Origin of the sequence: Pectobacterium atrosepticum (assembly GCF_000740965.1) — a bacterium.
Lineage (GTDB): Bacteria > Pseudomonadota > Gammaproteobacteria > Enterobacterales > Enterobacteriaceae > Pectobacterium > Pectobacterium atrosepticum.
In genome coordinates this window covers 3564311-3580363 of sequence record NZ_CP009125.1, presented here as the reverse complement: position 1 = coordinate 3580363, position 16053 = coordinate 3564311, and the positions used below count along the sequence as shown (strand labels likewise).

The following is a 16053-nucleotide window of genomic DNA, read 5'->3' as shown; positions in this document are numbered from 1 at the left end:
CCTTTCTTTATCAAAAAATTAAAGGGGCTCCGAAAATGTTTTATATCCAGCGCGATAGTGATGGCCACCTGATGAAGGTAGAAGAGAGTCCTTTTCCTGAAATGAATGGCGAGTTATCCGATGATTCACGCGAGGCGCAGGCTTGGTTCCGTAGCCATCAGGCGGCGATGTCCAGCTTGCAGCAACTCCGGCAAAGCGATCTGGAAATGGTGCGCGTGCTGGAGGATTTAATTCAGGTTTTGATTCAGAAAGGCGTGGTCAGCATTACCGATTTCCCTCAGGCAGCGCAGTTGAAGCTGATCAACCGTGCGCAGGCGCGTGAAGCGCTGAATGGCGGATTGAACAAGCTGATTGGCGACGATGAAGAAACGATGTTCTGAAGCGATAATCTTTTGAAGACATGATGTTGTAAATAGATGATATTTTAACGTCGATCCCAGCTTCTCAATGAGTAGGGAGAAGCTGGGGTCGTTAAACACAGTTAACTCAAACGATGTTGTGTCAGGCCCTGACCGCGGGCATCGGTTCACCCAGCAGCCGTCCCATTGCGCCCTGTAATCCCATTTCCTGAAGCACTTTCAACTCACCTGCGGTTTCAACACGTTCGGCGATAAGCGGCAGGGCAATACTGTTGGTGGCGCGATACAGCGCTTCGATAAACATTTGCTTATCGCCTTCTTGGTCTATATTGCGGATGTAGCTGCCATCGACTTTCAGGTAAGCCAGCCCCCACTGGGACAGATTGCCAATCATATTAAACCGCCCACCAAAATGCTGTAACCCCAGTGCACAGCCATGTTCATTCAACAGCTTGATTAAGGTTTCCAATTGGGCACTGTCTGGCAGTTGATTCTCATCCAGTTCCAGAATGAGTCGTCTGGCGACCTCTGGCTGATGCTTCAATGGGGCGAGCAGATCGGCGAGCAGATGAAGATTTAGAACTGTGGTGCCGGACAAACTTAGCGCGAGGTTGCCGTCGTGCTGGCGGAGATAATCCAATACTTCGCGCAGCATGGTCTGATCCAGACGGGTATCCCAGCCAAAGCGTTGAATCCACGGCAGGAATCGACCTGCTGCGATGCTGTTCCCTTGCTCATCCTGAATGCGAGCCAGTACTTTGTGGTGCAGGACCTGACTGGGGTCGTCACACGCTACGACGGGTTGCAGGAAAAGCTGTAAACGCTCCTGTTCAAGGATAGGATCGAGCAGGTTAAACCACATGTGGCGATCGGTTTCGACCTGTTCGGCACCGGCCAAAGGAATCTCGTAAGGGGCAGTGGTATCGGTATCGCTTTCGGCCCGCGTGAGCGCCTGATCGCCCTGAATAAATAAGGATTGCGCGGTGTCGCCGGGTCGGAAAGGTACCATGCCGAATTGGGCGACAGGCGAAACGTCGGTTTCGCCTGTCAGATGTAAGGTTTCAATGTTACGCGTCAGTTCGCCAATCAGCGCATAGACTTCTTTATCGACCAGGCCCGGGCAGAACAGCGCAAATTCCCCTCCGCGGATACGTGCCAGAAGACTCTCCGTATTCGTGTGCTGCTTTTGCGTTTTGCGCAGGATATGCCCGACGGAGGCTAACAGTGCATCGGTACGCTGACCACCCAGCCGCTGGTTCATCCCGGCCAAATCCTGCACGCGAATCATGATAAGAAAGCCGGGGGCGGTTTCTTCATCGGCCAGTTTGTCGTTGAACTGCATGTCAAACGCACGGCGGTTATTCAATCCGGTTTGTGGATCCTGATAGGCTTCCTGACGTAAGCGCTCGCTCCGCTCCGCCTCCTCTTCAAACAGCGTCTTGAGTTTGCTGACCATCAGGTTCATCGCCTGCGCGACGCGGCGGAACTCGGGCGTATTGGGTAAATCCGGTTGGCTAAGAAATTCACGACGGGTAATCGCCAGCGATTGGTCGACGATATAGTCGAGCGGGCGTAGCTGGCGACGTAGGAACAACGCGCCGATGAGTACGCCCAACGTGCCGCAGCCAAGCAGCCACAGGAAGGTCGCTGTACTGCTGCGCCACAGTCGGGTTACTGCGAACATTGGGTGGCTGACCACTTCGACTTTGGCTGCCTGTTCCCAACCGCGCATGACGATGGCTTCGCCAGCGCCGGGCTGAAGATCTACTAACTGGACAAACCAGAGCGGCACGTCAGGGATATCCGGCGATGCGGTGCGTTCCAACGTGACGTTACCGGTTTTTAAATCTCGCACGCGAATACTGGAAAAATAGCCGCTGTCGAAAATTGAGCTGACCATCAGCTCCACCATCGCCGGGTCATCAATATTTGGCGTCAGGGAAAGCCCGAGTGCGGTAGCGGCATCCTGTGCGTGAGAGTGAAGCTGGTTATTGTACTGTTCACGCGAATTTTCCAGGCTGACGAAAAAACTTCCGCTGAAAATAATTAGCACAAACAGGCAGATGGCTATCAGTAGTTGTTTGTATAGAGACATAGCCTACCCTTACTCCTCAATTGAAAACCCTTCGGCACGCATTTTGGTTAAGACATCCTGCCAGCGTGAAAGTCGTTTACTGTCACCGACACGTTTGTTGCTGCCACTGGCTCCCGGTAGCCAGAGACCATCGCCATTAAAGGCGTACACCGGAAGTAAATCGTTGCGCTCTGTTGCAGGTTGGATCTTGTCGGTCAGATTATCCAGCACCAGCGGAATCGAGGTCGGTGTGGGATAATAGGTCACGACCATATGCGCTTTATTCAGACGCAGGGCTTTAACATAGGTGATGCGTAATTTGTCCGCAGAGACGCCTAAATGACGCAGCGTAAAATACTTGGCAAGCGCATAATCTTCGCAGTCCCCGGCGCCTTTACGCAGTGCTTCAATCGGGGTTGCCCAGTAATCTTCCTGATTCCAGATGACAATATCATCGCGAAACAGCATTCGGTCATTGAAAAATTGGTTCACGCTACTCAGTAGAGCCTTTTCCTCTTTATTACGGGAATTCACCAACAGCGTCTGCCATTCATCTATCCGGCGGCGAGCATCGGGCGTTGCTGGGCCATAAAGCTGCTCGGTCCGCTGATTAATGGTAATAAAATCCCAGTCCGCACGCAGGGAACCCGCCAGCAGAAACAGCAGACAGCTAATAAAGAAGAGCGTGTAACTGGAGATTCTGAACCCGGAGAGTCGCACTGAGGTTTCTGCTTACCTTGCGAGATGAATGTGGAGAGTGAATTCGATGCAGAATAGCGTACTTTCATAGGTCTCAAAAGCAGTATATACCTGTAATACTTCAAGCTGCATGTGCGTTGGCTACGTTCACTCACCCGAATCACTTACCTGAGTAAGCTCATCGGGATTCCTTCTCTTGCCGCCTTCCTGCAACTCGAACTATTTGGGGTATAGTGGTGAAAATAGTGGTTTGTCATAGGCGTGTGAAGAACGCTGACATAAAGCATGAGGTATCAGAATGAGTTCAGGGGTAGTGAATGGAGAGAACCTTAATTTAGGGACGCTGGTTTCTGAAACCCGGAACCCGGCAACGATGACGCTGGATCAGCTCTCTACGCTGGAGATGATGCAGGTGTTTAACCAGGAAGACCGGAAAGTGCCCGAAGCGATTGCGCAGGTTTTACCCGCGATTGCTGAGGTTGTCGATCTGGCAACGGCGTCTTTGCAGGCGGGTGGACGTTTGATCTATCTGGGTGCGGGAACCAGCGGCCGTTTGGGCGTATTGGATGCCTCTGAGTGTCCGCCGACGTTTGGCGTGCCGCACGGGCTGGTTATCGGCCTGATTGCTGGCGGGCCAGGAGCGTTACTCAAAGCAGTAGAAGGTGCAGAAGACGATCCTGCGCTCGGTGAAGCTGATTTGAAAGCACTGAGTTTAACGGCTACCGATATGGTGATCGGCCTTGCGGCATCAGGCCGAACGCCGTATGTGATTGGCGCATTGCGCTATGCGCGTGACGTTGGCTGCCGGACGGCGGCGATTTCCTGTAACCCGCATTCGCCTATTGCACAGGAAGCACACGTCGCGATATCTCCGGTCGTCGGTCCGGAAGCATTAACGGGCTCGACGCGGCTGAAGTCGGGTACAGCGCAAAAATTAGTCCTGAATATGATTTCTACCGGCGTAATGGTTAAGCTGGGCAAGGTGTACCAGAATTTGATGGTTGATGTGAAGGCAACCAACGTGAAGCTGTTGGATCGGGCTTGTCGCATCGTGGTGGAAGCGACGGGGGCCGATCTGGACAGGGCCCGACAGGCGCTGGAGCAATCGGATAACGACGTTAAGCCTGCGATTCTGATGCTTCTGGCTAATATTGACGTTGAAGCGGCGCGTGAACGTTTGAAGCAGCACAACGGCTATCTGCGTGAGGCGTTAATTGGCGGATAAGACTATTTTGGTGTCGGTCTATCTTGAGGTAAATCGGGGGAAACGTTTTGAGTGATAAGCGAGAGCAACGCATTGTTTTTTTTGATCTGGATGGCACGTTGCATCAGCAGGACATGTTTGGCAGCTTTTTGCGTTTTTTGCTTCGTCGATTGCCGTTAAACCTCGTCCTAGTTATTCCGCTATTGCCCGTTATTGGACTGGGATTATTGATTCGTGGTCGTGCGGCTCGCTGGCCGATGAGCTGGCTGCTGTGGGCGATTACGTTTGGGCGTGACGAAGACGACCTCATTCAGCTTGAAAAGCAGTTCGTCGGCGTGTTTCGTCGCGATGTTATACCGTTTCCTCAGGTTCAGCAGCGGCTGAAAACCTATCTTGAAGACAGCGATGCGCAGGTCTGGCTGGTCACCGGATCGCCACAGCGGCTGGTTGAGCGGGTCTATCACGATTCGCCTTTTCTGCCTGGTGTTCGTCTGATGGGGAGCCAAATTACACGCCGCTACGGTGGTTGGGTATTAACGCTGCGCTGTCTCGGGCATGAAAAAGTGACGCAGATGGAGCAGCGTCTTGGCGCACCGCTCAAGCTTTACAGCGGTTACAGCGACAGCAAACAGGACAATCCGCTGCTCTATTTTTGCGAACACCGCTGGCGAGTGACGCCGGAAGGTAGTCTGCAACAGTTGGAGTAACGCCTTCAATACGCCATCCATATAGGTATAATGCGCCGCCAAAATGTGAATGATTGAGAGAGGAAACGTGAGTAGCCTGCGTGATAATGAATAATGAATAATGAATAATGAATAATGAATAATGAATAATGAATAATGAATAATGAATAATGAATAATGAATACTGGATGCGCTATGCATTGACGCTGGCTCAGCGTGCTCAGGATGAAGGTGAAGTGCCAGTTGGCGCAGTGCTGGTGCTGGATAATGAAGCGATTGGCGAAGGGTGGAACCGGCCGATAGGACATCATGATCCTACCGCGCACGCCGAGATTATGGCGTTGCGGCAGGGAGGGCTGGTGTTGCAGAACTATCGCCTGCTAGAGACCACGCTGTATGTCACGCTGGAGCCGTGCATTATGTGTGCGGGTGCGATGATACACAGCCGTATCGGTCGTCTGGTTTACGGTGCGTCAGATGAGAAAACGGGGGCTGCGGGGTCGTTGGTGGACATTCTGCGCCATCCCGGCATGAATCATCAGATCGTGATTGAATCCGGTGTTCTGGCTGATGAATGCTCAGCGACGCTCAGCGCGTTCTTCCGTATGCGCCGTGAGCAGCATAAAGCCCGTCGTGCAGCCGAGAAAAACGCCGCGCAGGAGTAGCGTATACCCGTCGTACTTCAAGCTGCTTGTGCGTTGGCTGCCCTTACTCACCCCAGTCACTTACTTGTGTAAGCTCCTGGGGATTCGTTCAGTTGCCGCCTTCACGCAACTCGAATTATTTAGGGTATAGGTCCATTCTAGTATTTTTTATTCCGGCACTTTGGTGAGAGGAACGGCTGGATAGCCCAGTGCAATCTGTGTCTGCTGCTGCACTTTAGCTTCTTTCTCTATCAGATAGCCTTCCAGACTCACCATATATCGCCGAATGTTTTCTACGTAGTTATAGGCTTCATGTCCACGTGCGTAGCCGTAGGTGGTTTGGGTGTAATAGCGCTTTTGGCTCAGCATCGGCAGGCGCATTTTTACATCGACCCAGCTGTCGGGGTTACCTTTCTGTTTTTCAGTCAATTTACGCGCATCAAGCAGGTGGGCGTATCCCATGTTGTAGGACGCCAGCGCAAACCAGATTTTTTCATCTTCCGGGATGGTATCCGGCATTTTCTGCATCATATGCGACATATATTGTGCACCGCCGCGAATACTTTGCTCAGGGTCGACTCGGTCAGTCACGTTCAGGCTTTCTGCGGTATTACGCGTGAGCATCATTAGCCCGCGCACGCCAGTAGGGGAGGTTGCCAGCGGGTTCCAGTGTGATTCCTGATAGGAGATAGCCGCCAGCAGCTTCCAGTCGATATCGGTGGCGTATTTTTCAAACAGCGGGCGCAGATCCGGCAGCGTTTCATCAATCGCACTCAGGAATGTTGTGGTATCGACATAATCGAATTCACCAACGTGGCCGAGATATTTCTCCTCCAGACGCGCGAGCGTACCGTCTTCGACAAGCTGGCTGAAGAAATCCAACAGTGCAGCGGACAGGCTGTCATCGTGCGAACGGCGCATATACCAGATGACAGGCTCTTCGTCGCTGAGATCGAAGGCGACGGCGAGCTGCGGATGAATACGCTGCATCAAGCCGATGGTGACCGAATCACCCAGCGTATAGTCCAGTTTGCCGTCGGCAACCTGTTTCAATAATTCCTGCGTGCTCTGATCCGAGGCAGATTCCCAGTTCAATTGCGGGTACTTCTCTGCTTTTAAATCGCGCAAAGTAGCCGCATGGGCGGAGCCCGACGTAACAACAAGACGGCCTTGCAGCTTATCCAATGTTTTTGGGCGGGGCGATCCGAGGCGATAGACCATCTGTTGTGAAATGGAGTAGTAGGTCGGGCCAGCACGGAAACGTTCCAAACGCTCGTGATTGTAAATCAGCCCGGCAGCCAGCAGGTCGGCATCGTCACCGTCCAGATCGTCGAACAGTTCGTCAAGATTCTTACGTGACGAGACCACCAGCTTGACGCCGAGGTAATCAGCGAAACGTTTTGCCAGTTCATAGTCCAGACCTGTCGGGGATCCGTTGCTCATTGCATAAGTCAGCGGTGAGTTAACGGTGCTGATACGCAACTCACCGCGTGAGAGGATCTGCCTGAGCTGCACATCCTGACTACTGCGCCAGGGAATACTAGGCCATAGCGCTAATGCCAGAAGTAACGTGATAATCCCGATGAAAAAATAATTTAATTTTAAAGGCTTCAAATAGTTATCTCTCGGCGGCCGTGTGGCCAGGCTGTCTGTAACGGCAGTTTTTTTATACGTCATTTCCCAGAGTGGGGGCATTTTGCTTAACAAACCGCCAGTGTGCAACTTTTATTGATTTGGTCACCGATTAATCATTCGGTGGATGCGAAGTGAAATTATCGCCACGCAAACGGTTTCGTCCGAGGGAAGGATTCTCTATAATATGCGCGTTTCCCCCCTGTTGTGCCCAATGGCTGTATTGCAGCCAGTGCATCGAAGACGAGAGAACTTTAGATTATGGAAATACTGCGTGGTTCACCTGCTTTATCGGCTTTTCGTATTAATAAATTGCTGGTCCGCTGCAAAGAGCACCTTTTGCCGGTCAGCGATATCTATGCTGAATACGTACATTTCGCCGATGTCAGCACTCCGCTGAACAATGATGAACAGGCCAAACTGACACGTTTGCTGAAGTATGGTCCTTCTCTCGCGGAGCACGAGCCGCAAGGTCATCTGTTACTGGTGACGCCACGTCCCGGCACCATTTCACCGTGGTCTTCCAAAGCGACGGATATCGCCCATAACTGTGGATTAAGCAAAGTACTGCGTCTGGAGCGCGGTCTGGCTTTCTATATTCATGCGCCAACGCTGAACGATGAGCAGTGGCAGCAACTGGGGGCACTGCTGCATGACCGGATGATGGAAAGCGTATTTAGCGACCTGAAACAGGCTGCGGCCCTGTTCTCTCATCATCAGCCAGCACCTTTCAAGCGCATCGAAATTCTGCTGCAAGGGCGTCAGGCATTGGAAGAAGCGAACGTCCGTCTGGGGCTGGCATTGGCGGAAGATGAAATCGATTATCTGCTGGAAGCCTTCAACAATCTGGGCCGTAACCCAACCGATATCGAACTGTATATGTTCGCACAGGCGAACTCTGAGCACTGCCGCCACAAGATTTTTAACGCAGATTGGGTGATCGACGGCGTAACTCAGCCGAAATCACTGTTCAAAATGATCAAAAATACCTTTGAACACACACCCGATCACGTTCTCTCTGCCTATAAAGACAACGCCGCCGTTATGGAAGGCTCCGCCGTCGGCCGTTTCTATACCGATGCCAACGGACAATATGATTACCATCAGGAAGACGCACATATCCTGATGAAGGTTGAAACGCATAACCACCCAACCGCGATTTCACCGTGGCCGGGCGCAGCAACAGGGTCTGGCGGTGAAATCCGTGACGAAGGCGCGACAGGCCGTGGCTCCAAACCGAAAGCGGGTCTGGTGGGATTTTCCGTATCGAACCTGCGTATTCCTGGCTTTATTCAACCGTGGGAAGAAGAGTTCGGCAAGCCAGATCGCATTGTCAGCGCGCTGGATATCATGACCGAAGGCCCATTGGGCGGCGCGGCATTCAACAACGAATTCGGCCGTCCTGCACTGACTGGCTATTTCCGTACTTATGAAGAGCGTGTCGATAGCCACAATGGCGAAGAGCTGCGCGGTTATCATAAACCGATCATGCTGGCAGGCGGCATTGGTAACATCCGTGGCGATCATGTCAAAAAAGGCGAAATTATCGTCGGAGCCAAACTGATTGTGCTGGGCGGACCGTCCATGAATATCGGTCTGGGCGGCGGCGCGGCCTCTTCCATGGCATCGGGTCAGTCCGATGCGGATCTGGATTTTGCTTCTGTGCAGCGCGATAACCCAGAAATGGAGCGTCGCTGTCAGGAAGTGATCGACCGCTGCTGGCAATTAGGCGAAGCTAACCCGATCCTGTTCATCCACGATGTCGGGGCGGGCGGTTTGTCTAATGCTATGCCGGAACTGGTGAGTGACGGTGGTCGCGGTGGTCGTTTTGAACTGCGCGATATTCTGAACGACGAACCGGGCATGAGTCCGCTGGAAGTCTGGTGTAACGAATCGCAGGAACGCTACGTTCTGGCGGTTGCCCCTGAACAACTGGCACAGTTTGATGAGATTTGCCGCCGTGAGCGCGCACCTTATGCGGTGATTGGTGAAGCGACGGAAGAGCTGCATCTGACGATGAACGATCGTCACTTCAACAACCAACCTATCGATTTACCGCTGGATGTGCTGCTGGGTAAAACGCCGAAGATGCTGCGTGACGTTGAGCGCAAACAGGTAGAGGGTACGCCGCTACAGCGTGACGACATCTATCTGGCTGAAGCGGTCGAGCGCGTGTTGCACTTGCCAGTCGTTGCGGAAAAAACCTTCCTGATCACTATTGGTGACCGTTCTGTCACCGGTATGGTGGCGCGCGATCAGATGGTCGGGCCATGGCAGGTGCCGGTGGCTGACTGTGCTGTGACCACCGCCAGCCTCGACAGTTATTACGGCGAAGCGATGTCTATCGGCGAACGTGCGCCTGTCGCGCTGCGTAACTTCGCAGCCTCCGCGCGTTTGGCCGTGGGTGAAGCGCTGACTAACATTGCTGCTACGCACATTGGCCCGCTGACCCGCGTGAAGCTGTCTGCGAACTGGATGGCCGCAGCAGGGCATCCCGGCGAAGATGCTGGACTGTACGATGCGGTTAAAGCCGTGGGTGAGGAGCTTTGTCCGGCGTTGGGTCTGACGATCCCGGTGGGTAAAGACTCCATGTCGATGAAAACCCGCTGGCAGGAAGAAGGCGAAGATCGCGCGGTCACCTCGCCGATGTCGCTGGTGATTTCTGCGTTTGCTCGTGTGGAAGACGTGCGTAACACGGTAACGCCACAGCTGCGCACCGGGCAGGATAATGCGCTGCTGCTGATCGATCTGGGCGCAGGCAATAAAGCGCTGGGCGCGACGGCGCTGGCGCAGGTTTATCGCCAATTAGGTCGTAAAACGGCAGATGTTCATAGTCCAGAGCAGTTGGCAGGTTTCTTTAATGCTATCCAAGAATTGGTCGCAGCTAAGGCGCTCTTGGCCTACCACGATCGTTCAGACGGTGGCTTGATTGTGACGCTGGCGGAGATGGCATTTGCTGGCCACTGCGGTGTCACTGTTGATATCGCGTCTCAGGGCGAGGATACGCTGGCGACGCTGTTTAACGAAGAGTTGGGTGCCGTTATTCAGATTCCGGCCGCGCGTCGTGCCGAAGTGGACGCTATTCTGGCGCTGCATGGCTTGGCAGATTGTGTGCATTATCTCGGTCAGGCTGAGGAAGGAACGCGTTTCACCATCAATCAGGGTGCAGAAGCGGTTTATCAGGAAAGCCGTTCGACGTTGCGCCGCTGGTGGGCTGAAACCAGCTGGCAGATGCAGCGCCTGCGCGATAATCCACAGTGTGCCGATCAGGAACACATCGCCAGACAGGATGATAACGATCCCGGTCTGAATGTATCGCTGACCTTCGATCCGAAGGAAGATATTGCCGCACCTTACATTGCTAAGAACGTCCGGCCTAAAGTGGCTGTCCTGCGTGAGCAGGGTGTGAACTCCCACGTAGAAATGGCGGCGGCGTTCCACCGTGCAGGCTTTGATGCCATCGACATCCATATGAGCGACCTGCTGGCAAATCGCCGTAACTTGCAGGATTTCCAAGCGCTGGTTGCCTGTGGCGGTTTCTCTTATGGTGACGTGCTGGGCGCGGGTGAGGGCTGGGCTAAATCTATTCTGTTCAACGCTCGCGTGCGTGATGAATTTGCTGAATTCTTCCTGCGTCCGCAGACGCTGGCGCTGGGCGTATGTAACGGCTGCCAGATGATGTCTAACTTGCGTGAGCTGATTCCGGGAGCCGATCTCTGGCCGCGTTTTGTCCGCAATAAATCCGATCGCTTTGAAGCGCGCTTCAGTCTGGTCGAAGTGGATAAAAGCCCGTCGCTGTTCATGAACGACATGGCAGGGTCACGTATGCCGATTGCTGTTTCACACGGCGAAGGGCAAGTTGAAGTTCGCGACGATGCGCATTTAGCGGCGATTGAAGAGCACGGTCTGGTCGCGTTGCGTTATATCAACCACTACGGACAGGTAACCGAAAACTATCCGGCTAACCCAAATGGCTCGTCAAACGGTATTACGGCGGTAACTAGCACCAGCGGCCGTGCAACCGTTATGATGCCGCATCCTGAGCGCGTGTTCCGCACCGTCAGTAACTCCTGGCATCCAGAAGAATGGGGCGAGGATGGCCCGTGGATGCGTATGTTCCGCAACGCACGCAGACAGCTGGGCTGAGCTAACGTCAGTTAGGGAAAGGGGCTTCGGCCTAATACTGATCACTTAAGCCTCATTTTAGGAGAAACACGGGGATGAGGTTCCCGTAGGGACACCTCGCCCCGTGGTCGCTCCGTGTATCTCGGTTTTTAAACGATCGGCATTAGGGGCTTCGGCCCCTTTTTTACGTCTGTTTTCTCGGTTTGTCGTTTTTTTGCGACGGACTGGTTTTTCGCTGTCTCTAATTAGTGACATTTAAATGATTGATTTATATAGATAGCGTAATGATGTCATAAAGCTGTCTGTTTTTAGCGACATAAATCGTCTCTTTTACGCGTATTTTCGTTATTTGGATTCTGGTTAATGTGTTTTCTGGTGATTTTTAAAGTAAAAATCATTATTAATTAGTGTGTTATTTTTTATTTTTTGATGTTGGCATGATACGTGCATTTTAATCAGTGTTGCTCATTCAACTGGTTATGATTGCGTTGCTAACTGGCAAATATTTTCGCTCATAACATCTGGAATGATGCCAAAAGAAAGGGTGCCTATCGTCCACCAGACCGATAACAGGGCGTGAAAACGAACTTTATCAAGCATCGGACGACACGTTGAGTGAGGCACCGCCTATTCAGTTACGCGGCCAGAGGGAGCGATTCTTCTGGCCGCGTGATGCTTTCTTACCCGTCACATCTCCTCCAGTGAATCCCCCTGATTGCTTTTTACGGCGTTACTTTCTACAGCGTTACTTTCTACAGTGTTACATCGGTATTCATGCCGTATTGCGCATGCCGTAAGGGAAAACGTTGAACTTTTATAAGACTCAGTTAGCATCAAAGCGGATTCGATAGGTAACGAGATGATTTCTTTGAAACGATGGCGTTTATTCCCGCGTTCCTTGCGGCAATTAGTAATTATGGCGTTCTTGCTGGTGTTGCTGCCGCTGTTGGTGCTGGCCTATCAGGCTTATCAAAGCCTGAACATGCTGAGCGAACAGGCTGCAGATATTAACCGGACAACGCTGACGGATGCTCGCCGCAGTGAGGCAATGACCAGCGTCGCGTTGGCGATGGAACGCAGTTATCGGCAATACTGCGTATTGGACGATCAGACGCTGGCGACGCTCTATCAGAACCAGCGTAAACAGTATTCGCAAATGCTGGACTCTCACGCGCAGGTACTACCCGATCCCCGTTATTACCAGACGCTACGTCAACTCCTTACTCAACTCGGCGAAATACGCTGCCATAACAGTGGTCCGGAACAAACAGCATCCAGCCTGCTAGAAGGGTTCTCCCGCGCTAACGGACAGATGGTACAGGTGACACGTGATGTCGTTTTCTCCCGCGGGCAACAACTCCAGCAGGCCATTTCTGAACGCGGCCAGTTCTTTGGCTGGCAGGCGCTATTGCTATTCCTAGTCAGCGTACTGCTGGTGGTTCTCTTTACGCGGATGATTATCGGCCCAGTTAATGGCGTAGAGAGGATGATTAATCGCCTTGGGGAAGGGCGCTCGTTGGGCAACACCAGTACCTTCAAAGGGCCGCGTGAGATTCGGACGCTGGCGCAGCGCATTATTTGGCTGAGCGAGCGCCTGTCGTGGCTGGAGTCGCAGCGGCATGAATTCTTGCGCCATATTTCCCACGAACTCAAGACACCGCTGGCTAGCCTGCGGGAAGGGACCGAACTGTTGGCGGATGAGGTCGTCGGCCCGCTGACTGCCGATCAGAAAGAGGTCGTTGATATCCTCGATAGCAGCAGCCGCCACCTGCTGCAATTGATCGATCAACTGCTCGACTATAATCGCAAGCTTGCGGATACGCCGACCGAGCTGGAACGCGTTGAAATCGAAGAGATTGTCGATATTGTTGTGTCGTCCCACAGTCTGCCTGCTCGCGCCAAAATGATTCACACCGATGTGACGCTGGCCGTTGAACACTGTTGGGCGGAGACAACGTTGTTGATGCGAGTGATTGAGAATCTCTATTCCAATGCGGTGCACTACGGTAAGGAATCCGGTAACATTTGGATTTATAGCCGTCAGATTGGCAATCGCGTTCAGATTGATGTCGCCAACAGCGGTACGCCTATTCCTGATGCTGAGCGGAGCATGATTTTCGAGCCCTTTTATCAGGGAAGCCATCAGCGCCGTGGTGCAGTAAAAGGAAGTGGGTTGGGGTTGAGCATTGCGCGTGATTGCATTCGTCGTATGCGTGGTGAGCTTAGCCTAATTACCGTGGACTATGCTGATGTGTGTTTCCGCATCGAGCTGCCCTTATTGTCCGATAACGAATAGTCCGAGAATAACTAAATTCCGAGAATGAATAGATAATGAATGTAGGGCTTATGAAGGGATGGCTTACGAATAGCGTATTTTCCCGTCTGTTGAAAACGGTGGCTGTGTCGTCGCCGCTCGTTTTGGCTGCGTGTAATAGTCATGTGAACAGCGGTACCGCGTTGCTGGAGACAGAAGTGACGCCGCCTAAAGAGCAGGTTGCCGATTTCCGTATCGCACAATGCGAGCATCTCTGGCAGATAGACGATCGTGAATCCATGAACAACGCGCTGTACTGGTTACGGGCGATGGACTGTGCTGGGCGTTTGACGCAATTTCAGGCCCGTGAGGAAGCTGGACAGGTTGCGGGTGATGGCTGGGATAGCGTGTTTAAGCAGGGCATTTTGTTGGATAACGCCGGTATCACTCAGGCTGAACGGCGTCAGGTGTTGGCACAGATCAATTTATATCGCCTGGCTTTCCCTGCGGCGCTGCGTCCGCTGATGCAAACCTGGCGTGACAGACAAACGCTGTTTCTGGCGCTATCGGATGAACGCCTGCGCTATAAGCGTTTACAGGAATCCAGCGACAAACAGCTAGACACTCTACGAGTGCAACAAAGCCACCTGCAATACCAGTTAGAAACCACCACGCAGAAACTGGAAAATCTGACGGATATTGAGCGTCAACTGTCGTCCCGTAAGCAACTATCGGGAGATATGCCAGATAACGACGCCGAGCGTCGCAGCGGTGCTGGTGCGAATAGAGACGGCTCACGTAATTCGGCAACGAAATCCAGAAATGAACCCGTAAATGCGGATGACACCTATACGCCGCCGATGGAATCACATACGGACAAACCGACGACGAAGAAGGAGTCAACAAGACAATGACAGCCAGAAAAACGGCGAGTTTGTTGCTCGTGGATGATGACCCTAGCCTGCTAAAACTGTTGGGAATGCGTCTGACCAGCGAGGGATTCAGCGTGATGACAGCGGAGAGCGGCCAAGAGGCACTGCGTCTGTTAACGCGTGAGACATTCGATCTGGTGATCAGCGATCTTCGTATGGACGAAATGGATGGCATGGCGCTGTTTTCTGAAATTCAGCGTTATCAGCCGGGGATGCCGGTGATCATTCTAACCGCTCACGGTTCTATTCCCGATGCGGTTGCGGCTACGCAGCAAGGGGTATTCAGCTTCCTCACGAAGCCTGTTGACCGTGATGCGCTCTACAAAGCGATAGATGAAGCGATGGCGCTGTCTGCGCCGGCAGGTGATGAAAGCTGGCGTGAAACTATCGTAACGCGCAGCCCAATTATGCTGCGTCTGCTGGAGCAGGCCCGAATGGTCGCACAGTCTGACGTCAGCGTGCTGATTAATGGCCAGAGCGGAACCGGGAAAGAGGTGCTGGCTCAGGCTATTCATGCGGCAAGCCCGCGAGCGAAAAAAGCCTTTATCGCGATTAACTGCGGTGCGCTGCCAGAGCCACTGTTGGAGTCGGAGCTGTTCGGTCATGCGAAAGGGGCTTTTACTGGTGCTGTCAGCAGCCGTGAAGGGCTTTTTCAAGCAGCGGAAGGCGGTACGCTGTTTTTAGATGAAATCGGCGATATGCCGCTGTCTTTGCAGGTTAAGCTGTTGCGCGTTTTGCAGGAGCGAAAAGTCCGTCCGCTGGGGAGTAACCGCGATCTGGACATTGATGTGCGGATTATTTCCGCCACGCACCGTGATTTACCGAAGGCGATGGAAAAAAACGAATTCCGCGAGGATTTGTATTATCGGCTCAACGTGGTGAATATGAAGCTGCCAGCGCTGCATGAACGCGCTGAAGATATCCCGATGCTGGCAAACCATCTGCTGCGCGAATCAGCCAATCGTCACAAGCCTTTTGTGCGCACCTTTTCAACCGATGCGATGAAGCGTTTGATGACGGCGAGCTGGCCGGGTAACGTGCGCCAACTGGTGAATGTCATCGAACAATGTGTGGCGCTGACCAGCGCACCAGTGATCAGTGGCGCGTTAGTTGAACAGGCGCTAGAAGGTGAAAATACCGCGTTGCCGACGTTTGTTGAAGCGCGTCATCAGTTTGAGCTTAACTATTTGCGAAAATTATTACAGATCGCAAAAGGTAACGTGACGCAGGCTGCACGAATGGCTGGGCGTAATCGAACGGAGTTTTATAAACTGCTGGGCCGCCACGAGTTGGATGCCAACGATTTTAAAGACTAGCGCTGAGAGAACAGGCAGTGTGATGCGAGGTGGGTAAGAGCTCAACTCACAAACAGCGTAAAGTATGACGGATATAGATTGTCTGCCTGAGTTCTGACATGCTGTTTACTCGCTGATGCTCGGCTTTG

The 16053-nt window shown here is 52.8% G+C and carries 11 protein-coding genes; 8 read left to right on the top strand and 3 right to left on the bottom strand.

The window, feature by feature from the left end; all coding sequences use genetic code 11:
* Nucleotides 1–35: 35 nt before the first annotated feature.
* Nucleotides 36–380 carry a hypothetical protein gene (locus GZ59_RS15805; protein WP_011094783.1) on the top strand — a complete coding sequence of 115 codons (345 nt, stop codon included), beginning with the start codon at nt 36–38 and terminating at the stop codon, nt 378–380.
* 121 nt (nt 381–501) lie between these two features.
* Here GZ59_RS15805 and lapD read toward each other — a convergent pair whose 3' ends face one another.
* Both lapD and lapG read right to left on the bottom strand, forming a co-directional pair.
* On the bottom strand, nt 502–2454 hold the full coding sequence (lapD, locus tag GZ59_RS15800; RefSeq protein ID WP_011094782.1) for a cyclic di-GMP receptor LapD: 1953 nt from the start codon (nt 2452–2454) through the stop codon (nt 502–504).
* 9 nt (nt 2455–2463) lie between these two features.
* Entirely contained in the window at nt 2464–3153 is a 690-nt protein-coding gene (lapG, locus tag GZ59_RS15795; protein ID WP_011094781.1) for a cysteine protease LapG, read from the bottom strand.
* 277 nt (nt 3154–3430) lie between these two features.
* On the opposite strand from lapG, the gene murQ reads away from it, so the two are divergent.
* From murQ to tadA, 3 genes are all read left to right on the top strand, one after another.
* Nucleotides 3431–4357 carry an N-acetylmuramic acid 6-phosphate etherase gene (gene murQ, locus GZ59_RS15790; RefSeq protein ID WP_039293099.1) on the top strand — a complete coding sequence of 309 codons (927 nt, stop codon included), beginning with the start codon at nt 3431–3433 and terminating at the stop codon, nt 4355–4357.
* Between the two features lie 47 nt (nt 4358–4404).
* Nucleotides 4405–5043, top strand: a complete 639-nt coding sequence (gene yfhb, locus GZ59_RS15785; RefSeq protein WP_039293097.1) for a phosphatidylglycerophosphatase C — start codon at nt 4405–4407, stop codon at nt 5041–5043.
* Between the two features lie 149 nt (nt 5044–5192).
* Entirely contained in the window at nt 5193–5687 is a 495-nt protein-coding gene (gene tadA, locus GZ59_RS15780; RefSeq protein ID WP_039293094.1) for a tRNA adenosine(34) deaminase TadA, read from the top strand.
* Nucleotides 5688–5834: 147 nt separating this feature from the next.
* Here the strand turns inward: tadA and mltF are convergent, their stop codons facing one another.
* Nucleotides 5835–7343, bottom strand: coding sequence for a membrane-bound lytic murein transglycosylase MltF (gene mltF, locus GZ59_RS15775; RefSeq protein ID WP_039293091.1), 1509 nt, complete (start codon nt 7341–7343; stop codon nt 5835–5837).
* A 216-nt stretch (nt 7344–7559) separates the two neighbouring features.
* On the opposite strand from mltF, the gene purL reads away from it, so the two are divergent.
* From purL to glrR, 4 genes are all read left to right on the top strand, one after another.
* Complete coding sequence (gene purL / locus GZ59_RS15770; protein ID WP_011094776.1) at nt 7560–11444, top strand: phosphoribosylformylglycinamidine synthase; 3885 nt, start codon at nt 7560–7562, stop codon at nt 11442–11444.
* Nucleotides 11445–12282: 838 nt separating this feature from the next.
* Entirely contained in the window at nt 12283–13719 is a 1437-nt protein-coding gene (locus GZ59_RS15765; RefSeq protein ID WP_039293087.1) for a sensor histidine kinase, read from the top strand.
* A 35-nt stretch (nt 13720–13754) separates the two neighbouring features.
* Nucleotides 13755–14591 carry a two-component system QseEF-associated lipoprotein QseG gene (qseG, locus tag GZ59_RS15760; protein ID WP_039293082.1) on the top strand — a complete coding sequence of 279 codons (837 nt, stop codon included), beginning with the start codon at nt 13755–13757 and terminating at the stop codon, nt 14589–14591.
* On the top strand, nt 14588–15925 hold the full coding sequence (gene glrR, locus GZ59_RS15755) for a two-component system response regulator GlrR (RefSeq protein WP_039293079.1): 1338 nt from the start codon (nt 14588–14590) through the stop codon (nt 15923–15925). The genes qseG and glrR overlap by 4 nt, the downstream gene beginning before the upstream one ends.
* Nucleotides 15926–16053 lie beyond the last annotated feature (128 nt).

Bases quoted from the DNA above. Each gene is read 5' to 3' on its own strand.
- GZ59_RS15805 (WP_011094783.1), top strand. From the start codon at position 36: ATGTTTTATATCCAGCGCGATAGTGATGGCCACCTGATGAAGGTAGAA.
- lapD (WP_011094782.1), bottom strand. From the start codon at position 2,454: ATGTCTCTATACAAACAACTACTGATAGCCATCTGCCTGTTTGTGCTA.
- murQ (WP_039293099.1), top strand. From the start codon at position 3,431: ATGAGTTCAGGGGTAGTGAATGGAGAGAACCTTAATTTAGGGACGCTG.
- tadA (WP_039293094.1), top strand. From the start codon at position 5,193: ATGAATAATGAATACTGGATGCGCTATGCATTGACGCTGGCTCAGCGT.
- mltF (WP_039293091.1), bottom strand. From the start codon at position 7,343: ATGACGTATAAAAAAACTGCCGTTACAGACAGCCTGGCCACACGGCCG.
- purL (WP_011094776.1), top strand. From the start codon at position 7,560: ATGGAAATACTGCGTGGTTCACCTGCTTTATCGGCTTTTCGTATTAAT.
- GZ59_RS15765 (WP_039293087.1), top strand. From the start codon at position 12,283: ATGATTTCTTTGAAACGATGGCGTTTATTCCCGCGTTCCTTGCGGCAA.
- qseG (WP_039293082.1), top strand. From the start codon at position 13,755: ATGAATGTAGGGCTTATGAAGGGATGGCTTACGAATAGCGTATTTTCC.
- glrR (WP_039293079.1), top strand. From the start codon at position 14,588: ATGACAGCCAGAAAAACGGCGAGTTTGTTGCTCGTGGATGATGACCCT.